This is a genomic window from Funiculus sociatus GB2-C1, assembly GCF_039962115.1.
GTDB classification, from domain to species: domain Bacteria; phylum Cyanobacteriota; class Cyanobacteriia; order Cyanobacteriales; family FACHB-T130; genus Funiculus; species Funiculus sociatus.
The window spans coordinates 18,658-32,687 of the sequence record NZ_JAMPKJ010000037.1 but is presented as its reverse complement, the minus strand read 5'-3'; the positions used below and the strand labels follow the sequence as shown (position 1 = coordinate 32,687).

Sequence of the window (14,030 nt, the reverse complement as noted above, 5' to 3'; positions counted from 1 at the left end):
GCCACCTTACTGTCAAATCTTGTCCATTTGACTGCTGTCTGAAGAAGCTCCAATCAAAACTTTTATCTGTAGCGAACTGCAACTAGATATCCTTCAGGCGATCGCATCTTCTACTTCTTTAAAATTAGATCATGCGATCGCGTGCCGCTTCGACTAGCGACTGGAAGATGCGTTGCTGATGCGGATCGTGGGGTGCCATTTCTGGATGCCATTGGAGAGCGATCGCCCAAGGATGCGTTTCATGCTCTAATGCTTCAATAACACCATCACCAGCTTTTGCCGTGACGCGCCACCCCGCCGGAACTGTTCGCACAGCTTGATGATGCCAAGATACTATATGTGCCTCTGTGATGCCAATTGTAGATGCGAGGCGACTTTTTGGGCAAATTTTTACAGTATGCTCAGAATGGCGAGACTGATGAGAACGGTGCGCGATCGCTTCTCCAAATTCATCTGGCAAATGTGGCACCAAATTACCGCCAGTTGCTACCACCAGCACTTCTAAACCGCGACAAATACCCAAAACTGGGATATCTGTAGCCAGCACCAATTTTGCTAAAGCTAACTCAAAGCGATCGCGTTGCTGATCTACGTTATAAACTGTCGGATGCGATGAACCATTGTAAAGGGTCGGCTCAATATCACCCCCGCCAGATAAAATTAAACCATCCACTCGTTCTAAAATGGCACCTGGATCAGGTTCTCCCGGCGGTAATAAGATGGGTAAGCCACCTGCTAGTCTCACTGCGTCTACATATTCGCCCCGCACGCAGAACAGACTCGTTCCCAACTGTCCGGCGGTCGTGATTCCAATAAGTGGCGGTTTAGATTTCATTTTCAAATTTTAGCAGTTGATATATTGTTCTAATTCTCAGGTTGTCACCTGGGTATTATCAGTATTCCCGTCCTGATGTTTGAAATTGCATAAATTACATTTAGCATTGTTCTGCATACAGATATAGGGGCGCACGGCTGTACACCCCTACATAAACGAATCAAATAACTTTGAATTTTAGTAAATCAAAGTTGCAATCAGAAATTTGTATTGAGAGATACTGCACCCTGAGTAAAATTAAGACAAATATGCACAAGGTAAAAGATATGAATGAAGCACAGCCGCCTATTCCCCTAGCTACTCTCACTGATGTAGCGGCAATTGATGCAACTGTCAAAGAGTTGTATGCGGCAATTTCTTTTGTTGAGGGAGAACCAAACTGGAACCTCCTGCGATCGCTATTTGCTCCAGCTGGACAAATGATTCATGTGAAGATAAATAGCGTCGAGGCAATGTCGGTTGAAACTTTTATTTCCCGAATGGCTGAACAAATTCAAACAGGAAAGTTGCGGGGATTTTACGAAGTAGAAATTTCCCGTCGTCTGGAATTGTTTGGAAATATTGCCCATGTTTTTAGCACATTTGATGCCCGCTACAAGGCAGACGATCCGACACCCCTGGCGCGTGGCATCAATAGTATTCAACTGCTCAAAAATGGCGATCGCTGGTTGGTTATCTCCCTATTATGGGACGAGGAGCGCAGCGATCGCCCAATTCCAGCCGAGTACCTTCCTGAAGGCATCGCTTGAACCGAAAGCGCCCAAGTTTTACACCAGCACAAATTTGTCGTGATTTTTTGCCGGATTTGCCTGGGGAATGGCGAGTATTAGATTAAAGGAATTGGGCGATCCTCTATCTATCTGAAGGAACATACTGCTCTACAAAAGCGTCTCAGAATTTGGCAGAACTGCAAGCAAAAGGAATTCTCCAACAGCAGCGCCAATCGGAAGCAAAAATTAAAGCGCTAACGGGTACAGTACCTCCAACAGGAGAGAAGGCATGGCGAACTGATGTGAGTAAATCTCCTTTCGTAGGTATCCCCTTAGGGGAAAGTTTTGCTTTTATTAGGCTCTTTGAAAAGTAAAGCAGCAAATTTTAAACTTCGAGGTAAAGAGAAATGCTCAACAGATTCAAACCAGTTCTTTTAACAGCGCTCCTCGTTGCCGTTGCCAGCCCTACTATAATTCCCCAACAGGTACAGGCGCAAAGCCTGGATCGCCGCTACTACGGGCAAATTGAGCAACTTTTAGAGCGGATAGAAACGAGAACAGATAGTTTTCGCAATCTCATCGACCAAGCGCTAGATCGCAGCCGTATGGATGGTTCCAGCAGAGAAGATAACATCAACGAGTACATCAGAAATTTTGAAGAAGCGACAAATCGGCTGCGCGATCGCTACAACAGACGACAAGTTGCTTCCAGTGATGTTCGGGAAGTGCTAAATAGGGCAGCTAGAATAGATGAATTTATGCAGCGCAGACGTTTGGGAGGTGAAGCTGAACGCGAGTGGGCGAGCCTGCGTCGAGACTTGGCGCAACTAGATCGCATCGCCCCAGGAACGACCACACCAGGAGGCGATCGTCGATCCTACAATGGGCAAGTGCAGCAACTGGTAAACAACATAGAAAGAAACGCCAATCGGTTTCGCAGTAGCCTCGACCAAGCACTAGACCGCACTCGTCTGGATGGTTCCAACCGCGAAGACCAAATTAACCAGTATGCCAAAAATTTTGAAAGTGCGACAAATCGGCTGCGCGATCGCTACAACGATCGTCAAGCTGCTACCTCTGATGTCCAGCAAGTGCTAACTAGCGCATATCAAATAAATACTTTCATGCAGCGCCGACGTTTGGGCGGTCAGGCGGAAAGCGACTGGGCAATGTTGCGCCGAGACTTGAATGAACTAGAGCGGGTTTATTTCAACAGAAGCGGAAGGTTTTAAAAAGGCAATTAGCTAATAGCTAATAGCTAATGGCTAATGGCTAATGGCTAATGGCTAATGGCTAATTGTTAAAAGCTAATGGCTAATTATTAAAAGCCATTAGCTATTAGCAAAAAACCTAATTAAGTATTAGTCTCCGAACGCTCCAAATCCGAGATATTTTCTCTTTGGGCAAGTTGGGCAACCATTGCGATTAATTCAGCTGGCTGCACTGGTTTAGGTAGATGCGTCTGAAAGCCAGCTTCTAGCGATCGCGATCGCTCTTCACCCTTAGCATACCCAGACAGAGCGATCGCTGGAATCGTCTCCCCATGCTCTGCCTCCAAGGATCTGACTTTGCGGATCAACCCATAACCGTCCTCCATCGGCATCCCAATATCGCTCACCAGTACATCTGGTTTCAAATGTTCAAGTGCCTGGAGTGCCTCCTGCACCGATGCCACAGCCGTCACTTGCACCTGATATTCTTCTAGCACTGTAGTCAGAAAATCGCGAGTATCAGTATCGTCATCCACCACCAGTACCTGCAACCCTGTGAGGGAGTGATGGGACGATGGGGTTATCGGATGCTCGGAATGAGGGGTAGGGGACAAGGTAACTTCCTGTCCCAAGTCTCCCTTATCTTCCGAAACAACTTCCCTGCTTCCAGGGAGTGGCAGATTTACAATAAACGTCGCCCCCTGATCCTCTCCTTCACTCTGGGCAAAGACAGTACCGCCTTGCAGTTCCACCAAGTGACGGACAATCGCCAACCCAAGCCCCAGACCGCCATATCGCCTTGTTGTTGTGCTATCAGCCTGACGGAAGCGATCGAAAATATACGGCAGAAAGTCTGCGCTAATGCCAACGCCGGTGTCGCTTACTTTGATTTGGGCATAGCTGTCTGTTGGCGTTTCCACATTCCAACTTGACAATTTCCTGACGACTGACAGTTGAACTTCGACACGTCCTCCCGCAGGTGTGAACTTAATCGCATTTGAGAGAAGATTCCAGACAACTTGCTGCAAGCGGCTGGGATCGCCGGAGACAATCAGGGGTGTTCTCGATAAATTGTCCCCCTCCTTTAAAGAGCAATCCATTTCAAAATCTAGTTGAATCTCCTTATCAACAGCTGCCAGACGCAACGTATCTATCGCCGCCTCAATAATTGGTATCAGGTTGATTTGGCAAATATTGAGATTCAGTTTGCCTCGAATAATCCGCGAGACATCCAAAATATCCTCGATGAGTTGCGCCTGCAACTTCGCGTTGCGCTCAATCGTTTCCAAAGCACGAGCCGTAGTCTTTTCATCAAATTTCCGACTCCGGAGCAGTTGCGTCCAGCCCAGCATTGAGTTCAGGGGGGTGCGGAGTTCGTGGGAAAGGGTTGCTAAGAACTCGTCTTTTACCCGGTTTGCCGCCTCTGCTTCCTGTCGTGCCACCTGTTCGCGAATAATTTGAGCGCGTGCTTCTTCTGCGGCTTTGCGCTCGGTGATGTCTTCTACTGTGCCAACATAACCGATAAGTTCGCCTTGAGCGGAGAGCATTGGGGATGAGCGGGCATTAACCCAACGCACTATGCCGTCATGAGGCGTTTGTACGCGAAACTCGTTCGAGTATTCCCTGCCTTCATTGGCGCAGGCATACCAACTGCTAAAGACCACCTCGCGGTCATCGGGATGAATTGCGGTAGCCCAACCTTCTCCTAAACTCTCTTCAAGGGTGATGCCATAAATAGCTTGGTAGCGTGGGTTGGTGTAGGTACAGTTACCTTCGATATCTGTTAAGAAAATACCAACAGGTGAGCAAGCACTCAAAGAACGAAATTGCTCTTCACTTTGTCTCAGGTTTGCATTGACGGCTGCAAGTTGTGTAGCTTGTCGTTTTACCTCCTCTGTCTTTTTGAACAGGTCAACAAACACCGCCACCTTGGATAATAATATTTCCGGCTCTAGAGGCTTCAGCAGGTAGTCCACCGCACCCAGTGAATAACCTTTAAACACAAAATTGTCGCTGGTGCTGAATGCTGTCAGGAAAATAATGGGGGTGTAGCGCGACGATGGGCGTTGTCTAATCAACGTCGCTGTCTCAAATCCATCCATTCCTGGCATCTGGACATCAAGCAAAATCACAGCAAAATCTTGATTTAGCAGACACCTCAAGGCTTGTTCGCCCGATGTGGCTCTTACCAAATTTTGACCGAGGCTGCCCAGTATTGCCTCTAAAGCCAACAGATTTTCTGGATGATCGTCCACTAAAAGGACATTAACTTTATCTTTGGGCTGCATTTTATAGCGGTGCTTTAAACAAAGGCGGAATTGAGCAAATCGTGGTTCTTCTGAGACTGGCAGTATTTAGCATTGGATACCACTATCCAAGGTTACAAACTTCAGGCACAGGAATCCAGAATGTAGAAATAAGAGTTTTATAGTTCTACATTTTTAAATGCAACGCCCTAATACTTTAGGTGTAGCAAGCCTGCTATTCACTGGACTGCTGGTTGACAAAGTTTGATTAAACACGGGGCAATGTCGTGTATCTGCAAAATCCAGTCTACCTCTACAGATGCGATCGCTGCTTCTGGCATAATACGACTTTCTGCTGTTTCCGGATCTTGAACTATAGCTAATCCGCCGTGTGCTTTGATTTTCAGCAGTCCCCAAACACCATCCCGACTCGCCCCCGTCAAAATCACCCCGATAACGCGATCGCTATAAGCATCAGCTGCTGACTCGAACAATACATCAATAGACGGTCTTGCATGGGTGACAGGAGCCTCAGTGGAGAGAGCAAAGTGACCTGCTTCCACCAGCAAATGATAATCGGCGGGAGCCAAATATACCCTTCTTGGCTGAATTTCTTGTTTATCTTCCGCCTCTGTAAGCGGCAGAGGACTATATTGCTGTAAAATGCTGCACAAGGCGTTGTTGGGGTCTTTGTGGCGGTGTTGTGCCACAACTACAGCACAGGGGAAATTTTTTGGCAGACCTGCTAGAAGGCAGCTGAGGGCATCTAAGCCACCCAACGACGTACCGATGACGACAATTTCAACTGCCATAACTCTTTTCTCGTCTCTGAGTTCCAGTTTTCTAACTGGGAATGTTAAAGTTGCGGCAGTTGCCGCAACTTTTCTTTATACTATAATTTCTGTCCGCAGAGGGAGGCAGAACCTCCTATAGTTTCATTCCCAGCCAGAGACTGGGAACGAGAAATTACTTTTGCCTTTTTACCGTATCCGTCTGTAAAGTTTCTCATTGCCTTCCAACTCTTCATAGTGTTTTTCGTGAGGAGTTGCTTTGAGTGATTCTTGCCGTCCTAATCCCAAGATTCCAAATCTACCGAGGCTTTCATACAAAAGATTGTGAACCCGCTCTTGAAGCAATTGATTAAAATAAATTAGAACATTTCGGCACAATATAACATTAAATTCATTGAAAGAACTATCAATAGCCAGATTATGTTGGGAAAAGATGACATTTTCCTTCAGAGAGGAGCTAAAAATAGCGCTCTCATAAGCGGCAGTGTAATACTCAGAAAAAGACTTCTTACCGCCAGCATTAATATATTGCTGAGTATATTCTTGCATCATTTGCAGCGGGAAAATCCCAACTTTAGCTTTTCTTAATACCATTTCGTTCATGTCGGTAGCGTAGATTCGACACCGATGATAAAGACCTTCTTCTTGCAGCAGAATTGCCATAGAATAGACTTCTTCGCCAGTGGAACATCCTGCACACCAAATCCGAATAAATGGATAGGTTCGCAATAGCGGTACAACTTTGTGTCTAAATGCTAGATAAAAGGTGGGGTCGCGAAACATAGCTGTAACATTGACGGAGAGATTGAGCAGAAATCTCTCCATACATTCTGGATCGTGGAGTACCTTTTCCTGAAGTGCGGATACGCTAGTTAACTCCTCCTCTTGAATGGTGTTCCAAATACGGCGTTTGAGTGAGGCTGGAGCATAATTTCTAAAATCAAAACCGTAATACAGATATACACCTTCTAATAGCAACTGAATTTCTATGTCTTCGAGTTCAGTTTTTTTCATGGAAACAAGGCGATCAGCAAGTTGCATAAGGCTAGTATTCCACCTCCTTTATTTTTATAAATGCCAGGAATTCGAGAAAGTTGTTGTTAAGACAACTTTCTCGAAATTATTAAAGTAAGTATGGCAGACTCCTAGAAAATAGGGATCTTCCCTAATCCCTAATCCCTTAGCAATAGTAGTTTGCCCACTTATATCCACCGTTCGGGAATTGGTGGATATGAGTGGGCAAACATAATCTAATTGCTAGTCCCTTAGCGATAGAGCCAAACTCGCAGCAGGGAAAGCAATTGCTCCGTATCGACAGGTTTGGTGATGTAGTCAGAGGCCCCTGCTTCGATACACTTCTCGCGATCGCCTTTCATGGCTTTGGCGGTGAGGGCGATCATGGGTAGCGATGCGAATTGGGCGATCTCGCGAATGGCTTTCATCGTCTCGTAACCGTCCATTTCCGGCATCATCACGTCCATGAGAACGATATCAATGTCGGGGGTTTCTTGCAACTTAGCAATACCATCTCTGCCGTTTTCAGCATACAAAACCTGCATTTGCTGCTGCTCTAGCATACTTGTCAAAGCGAAGATGTTACGCACATCGTCGTCTACAATCAGGACTTTTTTGCCAGCAAGTACGGGATCGTTCTGATGCAACTGTTCGAGCATTTGGCGCTTGGTTTGAGGCAAGTTTGCCTGGACTCGGTGCAAGAACAAAGCAGTTTCATTAAGGAGACGTTCCGGCGATCGCACGTCTTTGATGATAATTGTATCTGCGATGCGCTTGAGTTCGGTTTCTTGCGCCCTGGTAAGCTCTCTCCCTGTATAAACAATGATTGGCAGCCGATTCATGTTTGGCTCCTGCTTAATCCGTTCAATCAGTTCAAAGCCAGTCATGTCGGGCAATCCCAAATCCAGAACCAGACAGTCAAAGTGTCCGTTTCTCAAGGTTTCCAACGCTTCCTCACCCGTACCCACAGCAGTTGTAACAACATCGCTGTTGCCGATTAGCTCTACAATGCTGTGGCGTTGATTTTCGTCGTCTTCTACGACGAGCAAGTTCTTAACTGGACGCTCAACAAAACCTTTAATTTCAGTCAGTGCCTTCGTTATGGCTTCGCTGGACACAGGTTTTTTCAGATAAGCGATCGCTCCCTGTTGCAAACTGCGCTGTTGTCCTTCCTCAACGGAGAGGATATGTACCGGGATGTGCCGAGTTGCCGGATCGTGCTTCAAACGGTCTAGCACCGTCCAGCCATCCATGATTGGCAACCGGATATCCAGCATAATCGCGTCTGGCTGATAGTGTCGCACCATTGCCAGACCTGTATCGCTTCGCAAGGCCACCAGACCTTTGAAACCTTGCTCTCGTGCCATATCTAACATGATCCGCGCAAAGTTGACGTCATCTTCGATGATTAGCAGGATGCGATCGCCTTGTTCAATATTCTCTCGGTCATCAGCGATCGCTGACGGCGATGGCACATAAGTCCTGCCTTCGTCAATAGGCATCGGGTTAGAGACAATTCTAGAACCGTCTTGTTGAGACGAGGCTGGGGGAACCAGGCTGGCTGGTATGGCAGGCACAGAAACCCGACTTGGCGCTGGAGGCATAATAGCTGTCGTCTGCCCACTCGTACTGCTGCTGTCTTCTGCGTTGCCGTGGTAAGTTTGGGGTAAATATAGAGTAAACGTGCTTCCCTGACCAGGACTGCTTACCAGGCGAATTTCTCCGCCCAGCAGTCGGGCGATTTCTCGGCTGATAGATAAGCCTAGTCCCGTACCGCCGTATTTGCGGCTGGTCGTGCCATCAGCTTGCTGAAACGCCTCAAAAATTATTTTCTGCTTACCCGGCTCAATGCCAATGCCCGTATCCCTGACTGCAAAAGCGATCACAGCTTGAGCGCGGTTTAATTCTACTTGGTCTTTACTCCATCCACCTGTCGCCAGATGGACTTGCAATCGTACTTCCCCTCTGTCGGTAAATTTAAACGCATTGGAAAGCAGATTTTTCAGGACTTGTTGTAACCGTTTCGCGTCGGTATACATCGCCCTTGGCAGAGCTGACTCAAAGTCTAAGACAAAATTGAGTCCTTTGTCGTGGGCTACTTGCCCGAATGTGCGTTCCATCTGGCTTCGCAATTCGGCAAATAACATCTGGTCAACATCAACTGACATAGTTCCAGATTCAATTTTTGCCAGATCCAGAATGTCATTAATCAGACCTAATAAATCAGTACCTGCTGAATGAATTGTCCGGCTGTATTCGACTTGCTTGCCTGTCAAGTTGCCGTCACTGTTATCAGAAAGCAGTCTGGCTAATATCAACAAACTATTGAGCGGTGTCCGCAGTTCGTGGGACATATTTGCCAGAAACTCTGATTTATATTTGGAAGTAAGGGCCAGTTGTTCAGCTTTCTCCTCCACAGACTGCCTTGCTTGTTCAATTTCCTGATTTTTGCGCTCAACTTCTCGGTTTTGGCGTGCCAACAAGCGCGATCGCTCTTCCAACTCCTCATTAGTTTGTTGCAACTGTTCCTGCTGTCTTTTCAGCAGTTCTTCCGATGCTTGCAGCGATTTCGCTTGTTGTTCCAGTCGCTTATTAGTATCAGTTAGTTCTTTTTGCTGAGTTTGCAGTTCTTCTGCCAGAGATTGCGATTGTTTGAGCAATTCTTCTGTTCTCATCGAAGCAGCGATCGTGTTCAACACAATGGCAATACTTTCGGTGAGTTGATCGAAGAAAGTCAGGTGAATTTCGCTAAATCTTCGGAAAGAGGCAAGTTCAATAACTGCTGTAACTTGTCCTTCAAACAAAACTGGTAAAACGACGACATTAATCGGAGTAGATTCCCCTAAGCCAGAGCTAATCTTGATGTAATTGTCTGGTACTTCGGTGAGCAGAATCCGTTCTTTTTCTATGGCGCATTGTCCCACCAAACCTTCACCCAGATGGAAACGATTTGCTAGATGCTTGCGTTCCCGGTAGGCGTAGGTACTCAGGAGTTTTAGATATATCTGATGGTCGATAGATCCTTCCATCAAGTAAAATACGCCGTGTTGCGCGGAAACCAGAGGTGCGAGTTCCGACAAAATCAGTTTGGAGACTGTCTCCAAATCTCGCTGACCTTGTAACATGCGGGTAAACTTGGCTAAGTTGGTCTTCAACCAATCTTGCTCAGTATTTTTCTGCGTAGTCTCCCGCAGGTTAGCGATCATCTGGTTGATATTATCTTTGAGGACTGCTACCTCGCCTTCCGCTTGGACGTTAATCGTGCGGGTCAAATCTCCCTTAGTCACGGCGGTAGCAATTTCAGCAATTGTCCGGATCTGGGTTGTCAGATTCGCCGCTAGTTCGTTCACGTTGTCTGTCAGCGCCCGCCAAGTGCCAGCAGCCCCTGGAACCTTCGCCTGACCTCCCAGTTTACCTTCGATTCCCACCTCACGCGCCACGGTGGTAACTTGCTCAGCAAAGGTTGCTAGGGTGTCGATCATCTCGTTGATCGTATCAGCTAAGGTTTCAATTTCTCCCTTCGCCTCCAGCATCAGTTTTCGCTTCAAGTCGCCATTGGCTACCGCCGTCACGACTTTGGCAATACCGCGCACCTGTGCAGTTAAGTTACCCGCCATTGAGTTTACGTTGTCGGTTAAGTCTTTCCAGGTTCCAGCAACGCCGCGCACCTCTGCTTGACCGCCTAATTTCCCTTCCGTTCCCACCTCACGCGCCACTCTGGTCACTTCTGAGGCGAAGGACGAAAGCTGATCCACCATCACGTTGATCGTGTCTTTGAGATCCAAAATCTCGCCTTTGACATCAACAGTGATTTTCTTGGAAAGGTCGCCGTTAGCAACAGCTTTGGTAACTTCGGCAATATTTCGTACTTGTGCAGTTAAGTTACCCGCCATTGAGTTTACGTTGTCGGTTAAATCTTTCCAAGTTCCAGCAACACCTCGGACGTAAGCTTGTACTCCTAATTTACCTTCCGAACCAACTTCGCGGGCAACCCGCGTCACTTCACTAGCAAAAGAGTTGAGTTGATCCACCATTGTATTAATAGTGTTTTTCAACTCTAAAATTTCGCCTTTGACATCTACGGTAATTTTTTTGGAAAGGTCGCCATTAGCAACAGCTGTAGTAACTTCGGCAATATTTCGCACCTGCGCTGTCAAACTTCCCGCCATGAAGTTCACACTGTCGGTGAGATCCTTCCAAGTTCCCGCCACCCCGCGCACTTCGGCTTGTACGCCTAACTTACCTTCAGTTCCCACCTCTCGCGCCACTCTGGTTACTTCCGAGGCGAAGGAATTGAGTTGATCCACCATCGTGTTGACGGTGTTTTTCAGTTCTAAAATTTCACCTTTGACATCTACGGTGATTTTCTTCGACAGGTCGCCGTTAGCTACCGCCGTCGTGACGGCGGCGATGTTCCGCACTTGCGCTGTCAAACTTCCCGCCATGAAGTTCACGCTGTCGGTTAAATCTTTCCAGGTTCCCGCTACACCTCGGACATCAGCTTGGACACCCAGTTTACCTTCCGAACCCACCTCTCGCGCCACCCTAGTGACTTCCGAGGCAAAAGACGAAAGCTGATCCACCATGATATTAATGGTGTTTTTCAGTTCTAGAATTTCGCCTTTAACTTGAACAGTGATTTTTTTAGAGAGGTCGCCGTTAGCGATCGCCGTCGCCACTTCCGCAATATTTCGCACTTGTTCCGTCAGGTTCCCCGCCATCGAGTTCACGCTGTCGGTCAAGTCTTTCCAAGTTCCCGCCACCCCGCGCACTTCTGCTTGTACGCCCAGCTTACCTTCCGAACCCACCTCTCGCGCCACTCTGGTTACTTCCGAGGCAAATGACGAAAGCTGATCCACCATGATATTAATGGTGTTTTTCAGCTCTAAAATTTCGCCTTTGACATCTACAGTAATTTTTTTGGACAAGTCCCCATTCGCAACAGCTGTGGTAACTTCCGCAATATTCCGCACCTGCGCCGTCAAGTTCCCCGCCATCGAGTTAACACTGTCGGTCAAGTCCTTCCAAGTTCCCGCCACACCGCGCACTTCGGCTTGTACGCCTAACTTACCTTCAGTTCCCACCTCTCGCGCCACCCGCGTCACTTCCGAAGCAAAGGAATTGAGTTGATCCACCATCGTATTGACGGTATTTTTCAACTCCAGAATTTCCCCGCGCACATCGACGGTAATTTTCTTAGACAAGTCGCCATTAGCAACAGCTGTAGTAACTTCGGCAATATTTCGCACCTGCGCTGTCAAACTTCCCGCCATGAAGTTCACGCTGTCGGTCAAGTCCTTCCAAGTTCCTGCTACGCCCTTGACTTCAGCTTGACCTCCCAGCTTCCCGTCTGCGCCTACCTCTCGCGCCACCCGCGTTACTTCCGAGGCAAAGGACGAAAGCTGATCCACCATGATGTTAACGGTGTTTTTCAGCTCTAAAATTTCACCTTTGACATCTACAGTAATTTTCTTAGAAAGGTCGCCATTAGCAACAGCTGTGGTAACTTCGGCAATATTCCGCACCTGCGCTGTCAAGTTACCCGCCATCAAGTTTACAGAGTCGGTAAGATCCTTCCAGGTGCCAGCGACTCCACCGACTTCGGCTTGTACGCCTAACTTACCTTCAGTTCCCACCTCTCGCGCCACCCGCGTTACTTCCGAAGCAAAGGAATTGAGTTGATCCACCATCGTATTAACGGTGTTTTTCAACTCCAAAATTTCGCCTTTGACATCTACGGTGATTTTCTTCGACAAGTCGCCATTAGCAACAGCTGTAGTAACTTCGGCAATGTTCCGCACCTGCGCTGTCAAACTTCCCGCCATGAAGTTCACGCTGTCGGTCAAGTCCTTCCAAGTTCCCGCCACCCCGCGCACTTCTGCCTGACCGCCTAGTTTCCCGTCTGCACCTACCTCACGCGCCACCCGTGTTACTTCACTAGCAAAGGAATTCAACTGATCCACCATCACGTTGATGGTATCTTTCAAATCTAAAATCTCGCCTTTGACATCTACGGTAATTTTCTTCGACAAGTCTCCATTAGCAACAGCCGTGGTAACTTCGGCAATGTTCCGCACCTGCGCTGTCAAGTTACCCGCCATTAAGTTCACCGAGTCCGTCAGATCCTTCCAGGTTCCGGCTACACCTCTAACTTGTGCCTGACCGCCTAATTTACCTTCCGTTCCTACTTCTCGCGCCACCCGTGTCACTTCACTAGCAAAGGAGTTTAGCTGATCCACCATGACGTTGACGGTGTTTTTCAGTTCTAAAATTTCCCCTTTCACATCTACGGTGATTTTCTTGGAAAGGTCGCCGTTAGCAACAGCTGTGGTAACTTCGGCAATATTCCGCACCTGCGCTGTCAAGTTACCCGCCATTAAGTTTACGTTGTCGGTTAAATCCTTCCAAGTTCCGGCAACGCCCTTAACTTCTGCTTGAACGCCCAGCTTACCTTCTGTCCCCACCTCACGCGCCACCCGCGTTACTTCCGAGGCGAAGGACGAAAGCTGATCTACCATCGTGTTGACGACTTCGGCGGTTTGGAGAAATTCACCCTTGAGGGGTCTATTTTCAATTTCCGTCGCTATTCTCTGAGATAGGTCGCCATTGGCAACTGCCCGGATCACACGAGCAGTTTCAGCTGTAGGTTGAACTAAATCTGTAATCAGTGTATTGACCGATTCAACACTCTTCTCCCAGGAACCGCCTGCGTTTCCCAAGGAGGCACGTTCGGAGATTTTGCCTTCTTTCCCAACAATGGTGCTAATTCGCTCTAATTCGGCTGCCATCCTCTGGTTCAGCTCAATCACATCGTTGAGGGTATCGGCTATTTTCCCGGCTATGCCAGTCTGGTCGATAGGCATCCGAACAGAAAAGTCACCTTTTTTTACAGCTGCTAGGGTTTTGAGGAGTTGTCTTTCGTCGAGATTATCTGTATCGTTGGGTGCCTGTGCAGTTGGCATAGCTTTATTCTTTAAAGGATGTTTACTAATTGCGGTAGCCGAATATTAAGTCGCAGGTGCTGTCATCTCAATGATGATTCTGCCTTATAGAGACATCTGTTGACATCTTTTCTTTTCTGTTTCCCCACAGAACTTAACCGCCAGCCGCTTCGTTTGCACTTGGTGGGTTAGAAAGCCAGCGCCTTGCGTATTTTCCTAACCCTTGTGGTGACTGGCGTGGAGGAGTCAGGGAGTAGTGCATCAAACTGATTTTTTATAGAA

The 14,030-nt window shown here is 47.6% G+C and carries 8 protein-coding genes; 3 read left to right on the top strand and 5 right to left on the bottom strand.

Features of this window, described 5'->3' with window-relative positions:
- Positions 1-124: 124 nt before the first annotated feature.
- Entirely contained in the window at positions 125-835 is a 711-nt protein-coding gene (locus NDI42_RS17450; protein ID WP_190452983.1) for a gamma-glutamyl-gamma-aminobutyrate hydrolase family protein, read from the bottom strand.
- Positions 836-1,101: 266 nt separating this feature from the next.
- On the opposite strand from NDI42_RS17450, the gene NDI42_RS17445 reads away from it, so the two are divergent.
- From NDI42_RS17445 to NDI42_RS17435, 3 genes are all read left to right on the top strand, one after another.
- Positions 1,102-1,584 carry a hypothetical protein gene (locus NDI42_RS17445; protein ID WP_190452981.1) on the top strand — a complete coding sequence of 161 codons (483 nt, stop codon included), beginning with the start codon at positions 1,102-1,104 and terminating at the stop codon, positions 1,582-1,584.
- A gap of 149 nt (positions 1,585-1,733) precedes the next feature.
- Positions 1,734-1,919 carry a hypothetical protein gene (locus NDI42_RS17440; protein WP_190438404.1) on the top strand — a complete coding sequence of 62 codons (186 nt, stop codon included), beginning with the start codon at positions 1,734-1,736 and terminating at the stop codon, positions 1,917-1,919.
- 33 nt (positions 1,920-1,952) lie between these two features.
- Positions 1,953-2,777 carry a hypothetical protein gene (locus tag NDI42_RS17435; RefSeq protein ID WP_190452980.1) on the top strand — a complete coding sequence of 275 codons (825 nt, stop codon included), beginning with the start codon at positions 1,953-1,955 and terminating at the stop codon, positions 2,775-2,777.
- 122 nt (positions 2,778-2,899) lie between these two features.
- Here the strand turns inward: NDI42_RS17435 and NDI42_RS17430 are convergent, their stop codons facing one another.
- The 4 genes from NDI42_RS17430 to NDI42_RS17415 all read right to left on the bottom strand — a co-directional run bounded on the left by NDI42_RS17430 (position 2,900) and on the right by NDI42_RS17415 (position 13,769).
- A complete protein-coding gene (locus NDI42_RS17430) occupies positions 2,900-5,044 on the bottom strand; it encodes a hybrid sensor histidine kinase/response regulator (protein ID WP_190452978.1) in 2,145 nt (714 codons plus the stop codon).
- Positions 5,045-5,241: 197 nt separating this feature from the next.
- The gene (locus NDI42_RS17425) at positions 5,242-5,814 is read right to left on the bottom strand and encodes a chemotaxis protein CheB (RefSeq protein WP_190452975.1); all 573 of its coding nucleotides are present in this window, start codon (positions 5,812-5,814) and stop codon (positions 5,242-5,244) included.
- Between the two features lie 168 nt (positions 5,815-5,982).
- The gene (locus tag NDI42_RS17420) at positions 5,983-6,807 is read right to left on the bottom strand and encodes a CheR family methyltransferase (RefSeq protein ID WP_190418491.1); all 825 of its coding nucleotides are present in this window, start codon (positions 6,805-6,807) and stop codon (positions 5,983-5,985) included.
- A gap of 251 nt (positions 6,808-7,058) precedes the next feature.
- Positions 7,059-13,769 (bottom strand): HAMP domain-containing protein, encoded by a 6,711-nt coding sequence (locus tag NDI42_RS17415; RefSeq protein WP_190452973.1) that lies wholly within the window; start codon positions 13,767-13,769, stop codon positions 7,059-7,061.
- Between the last annotated feature and the right edge of the window lie 261 nt (positions 13,770-14,030).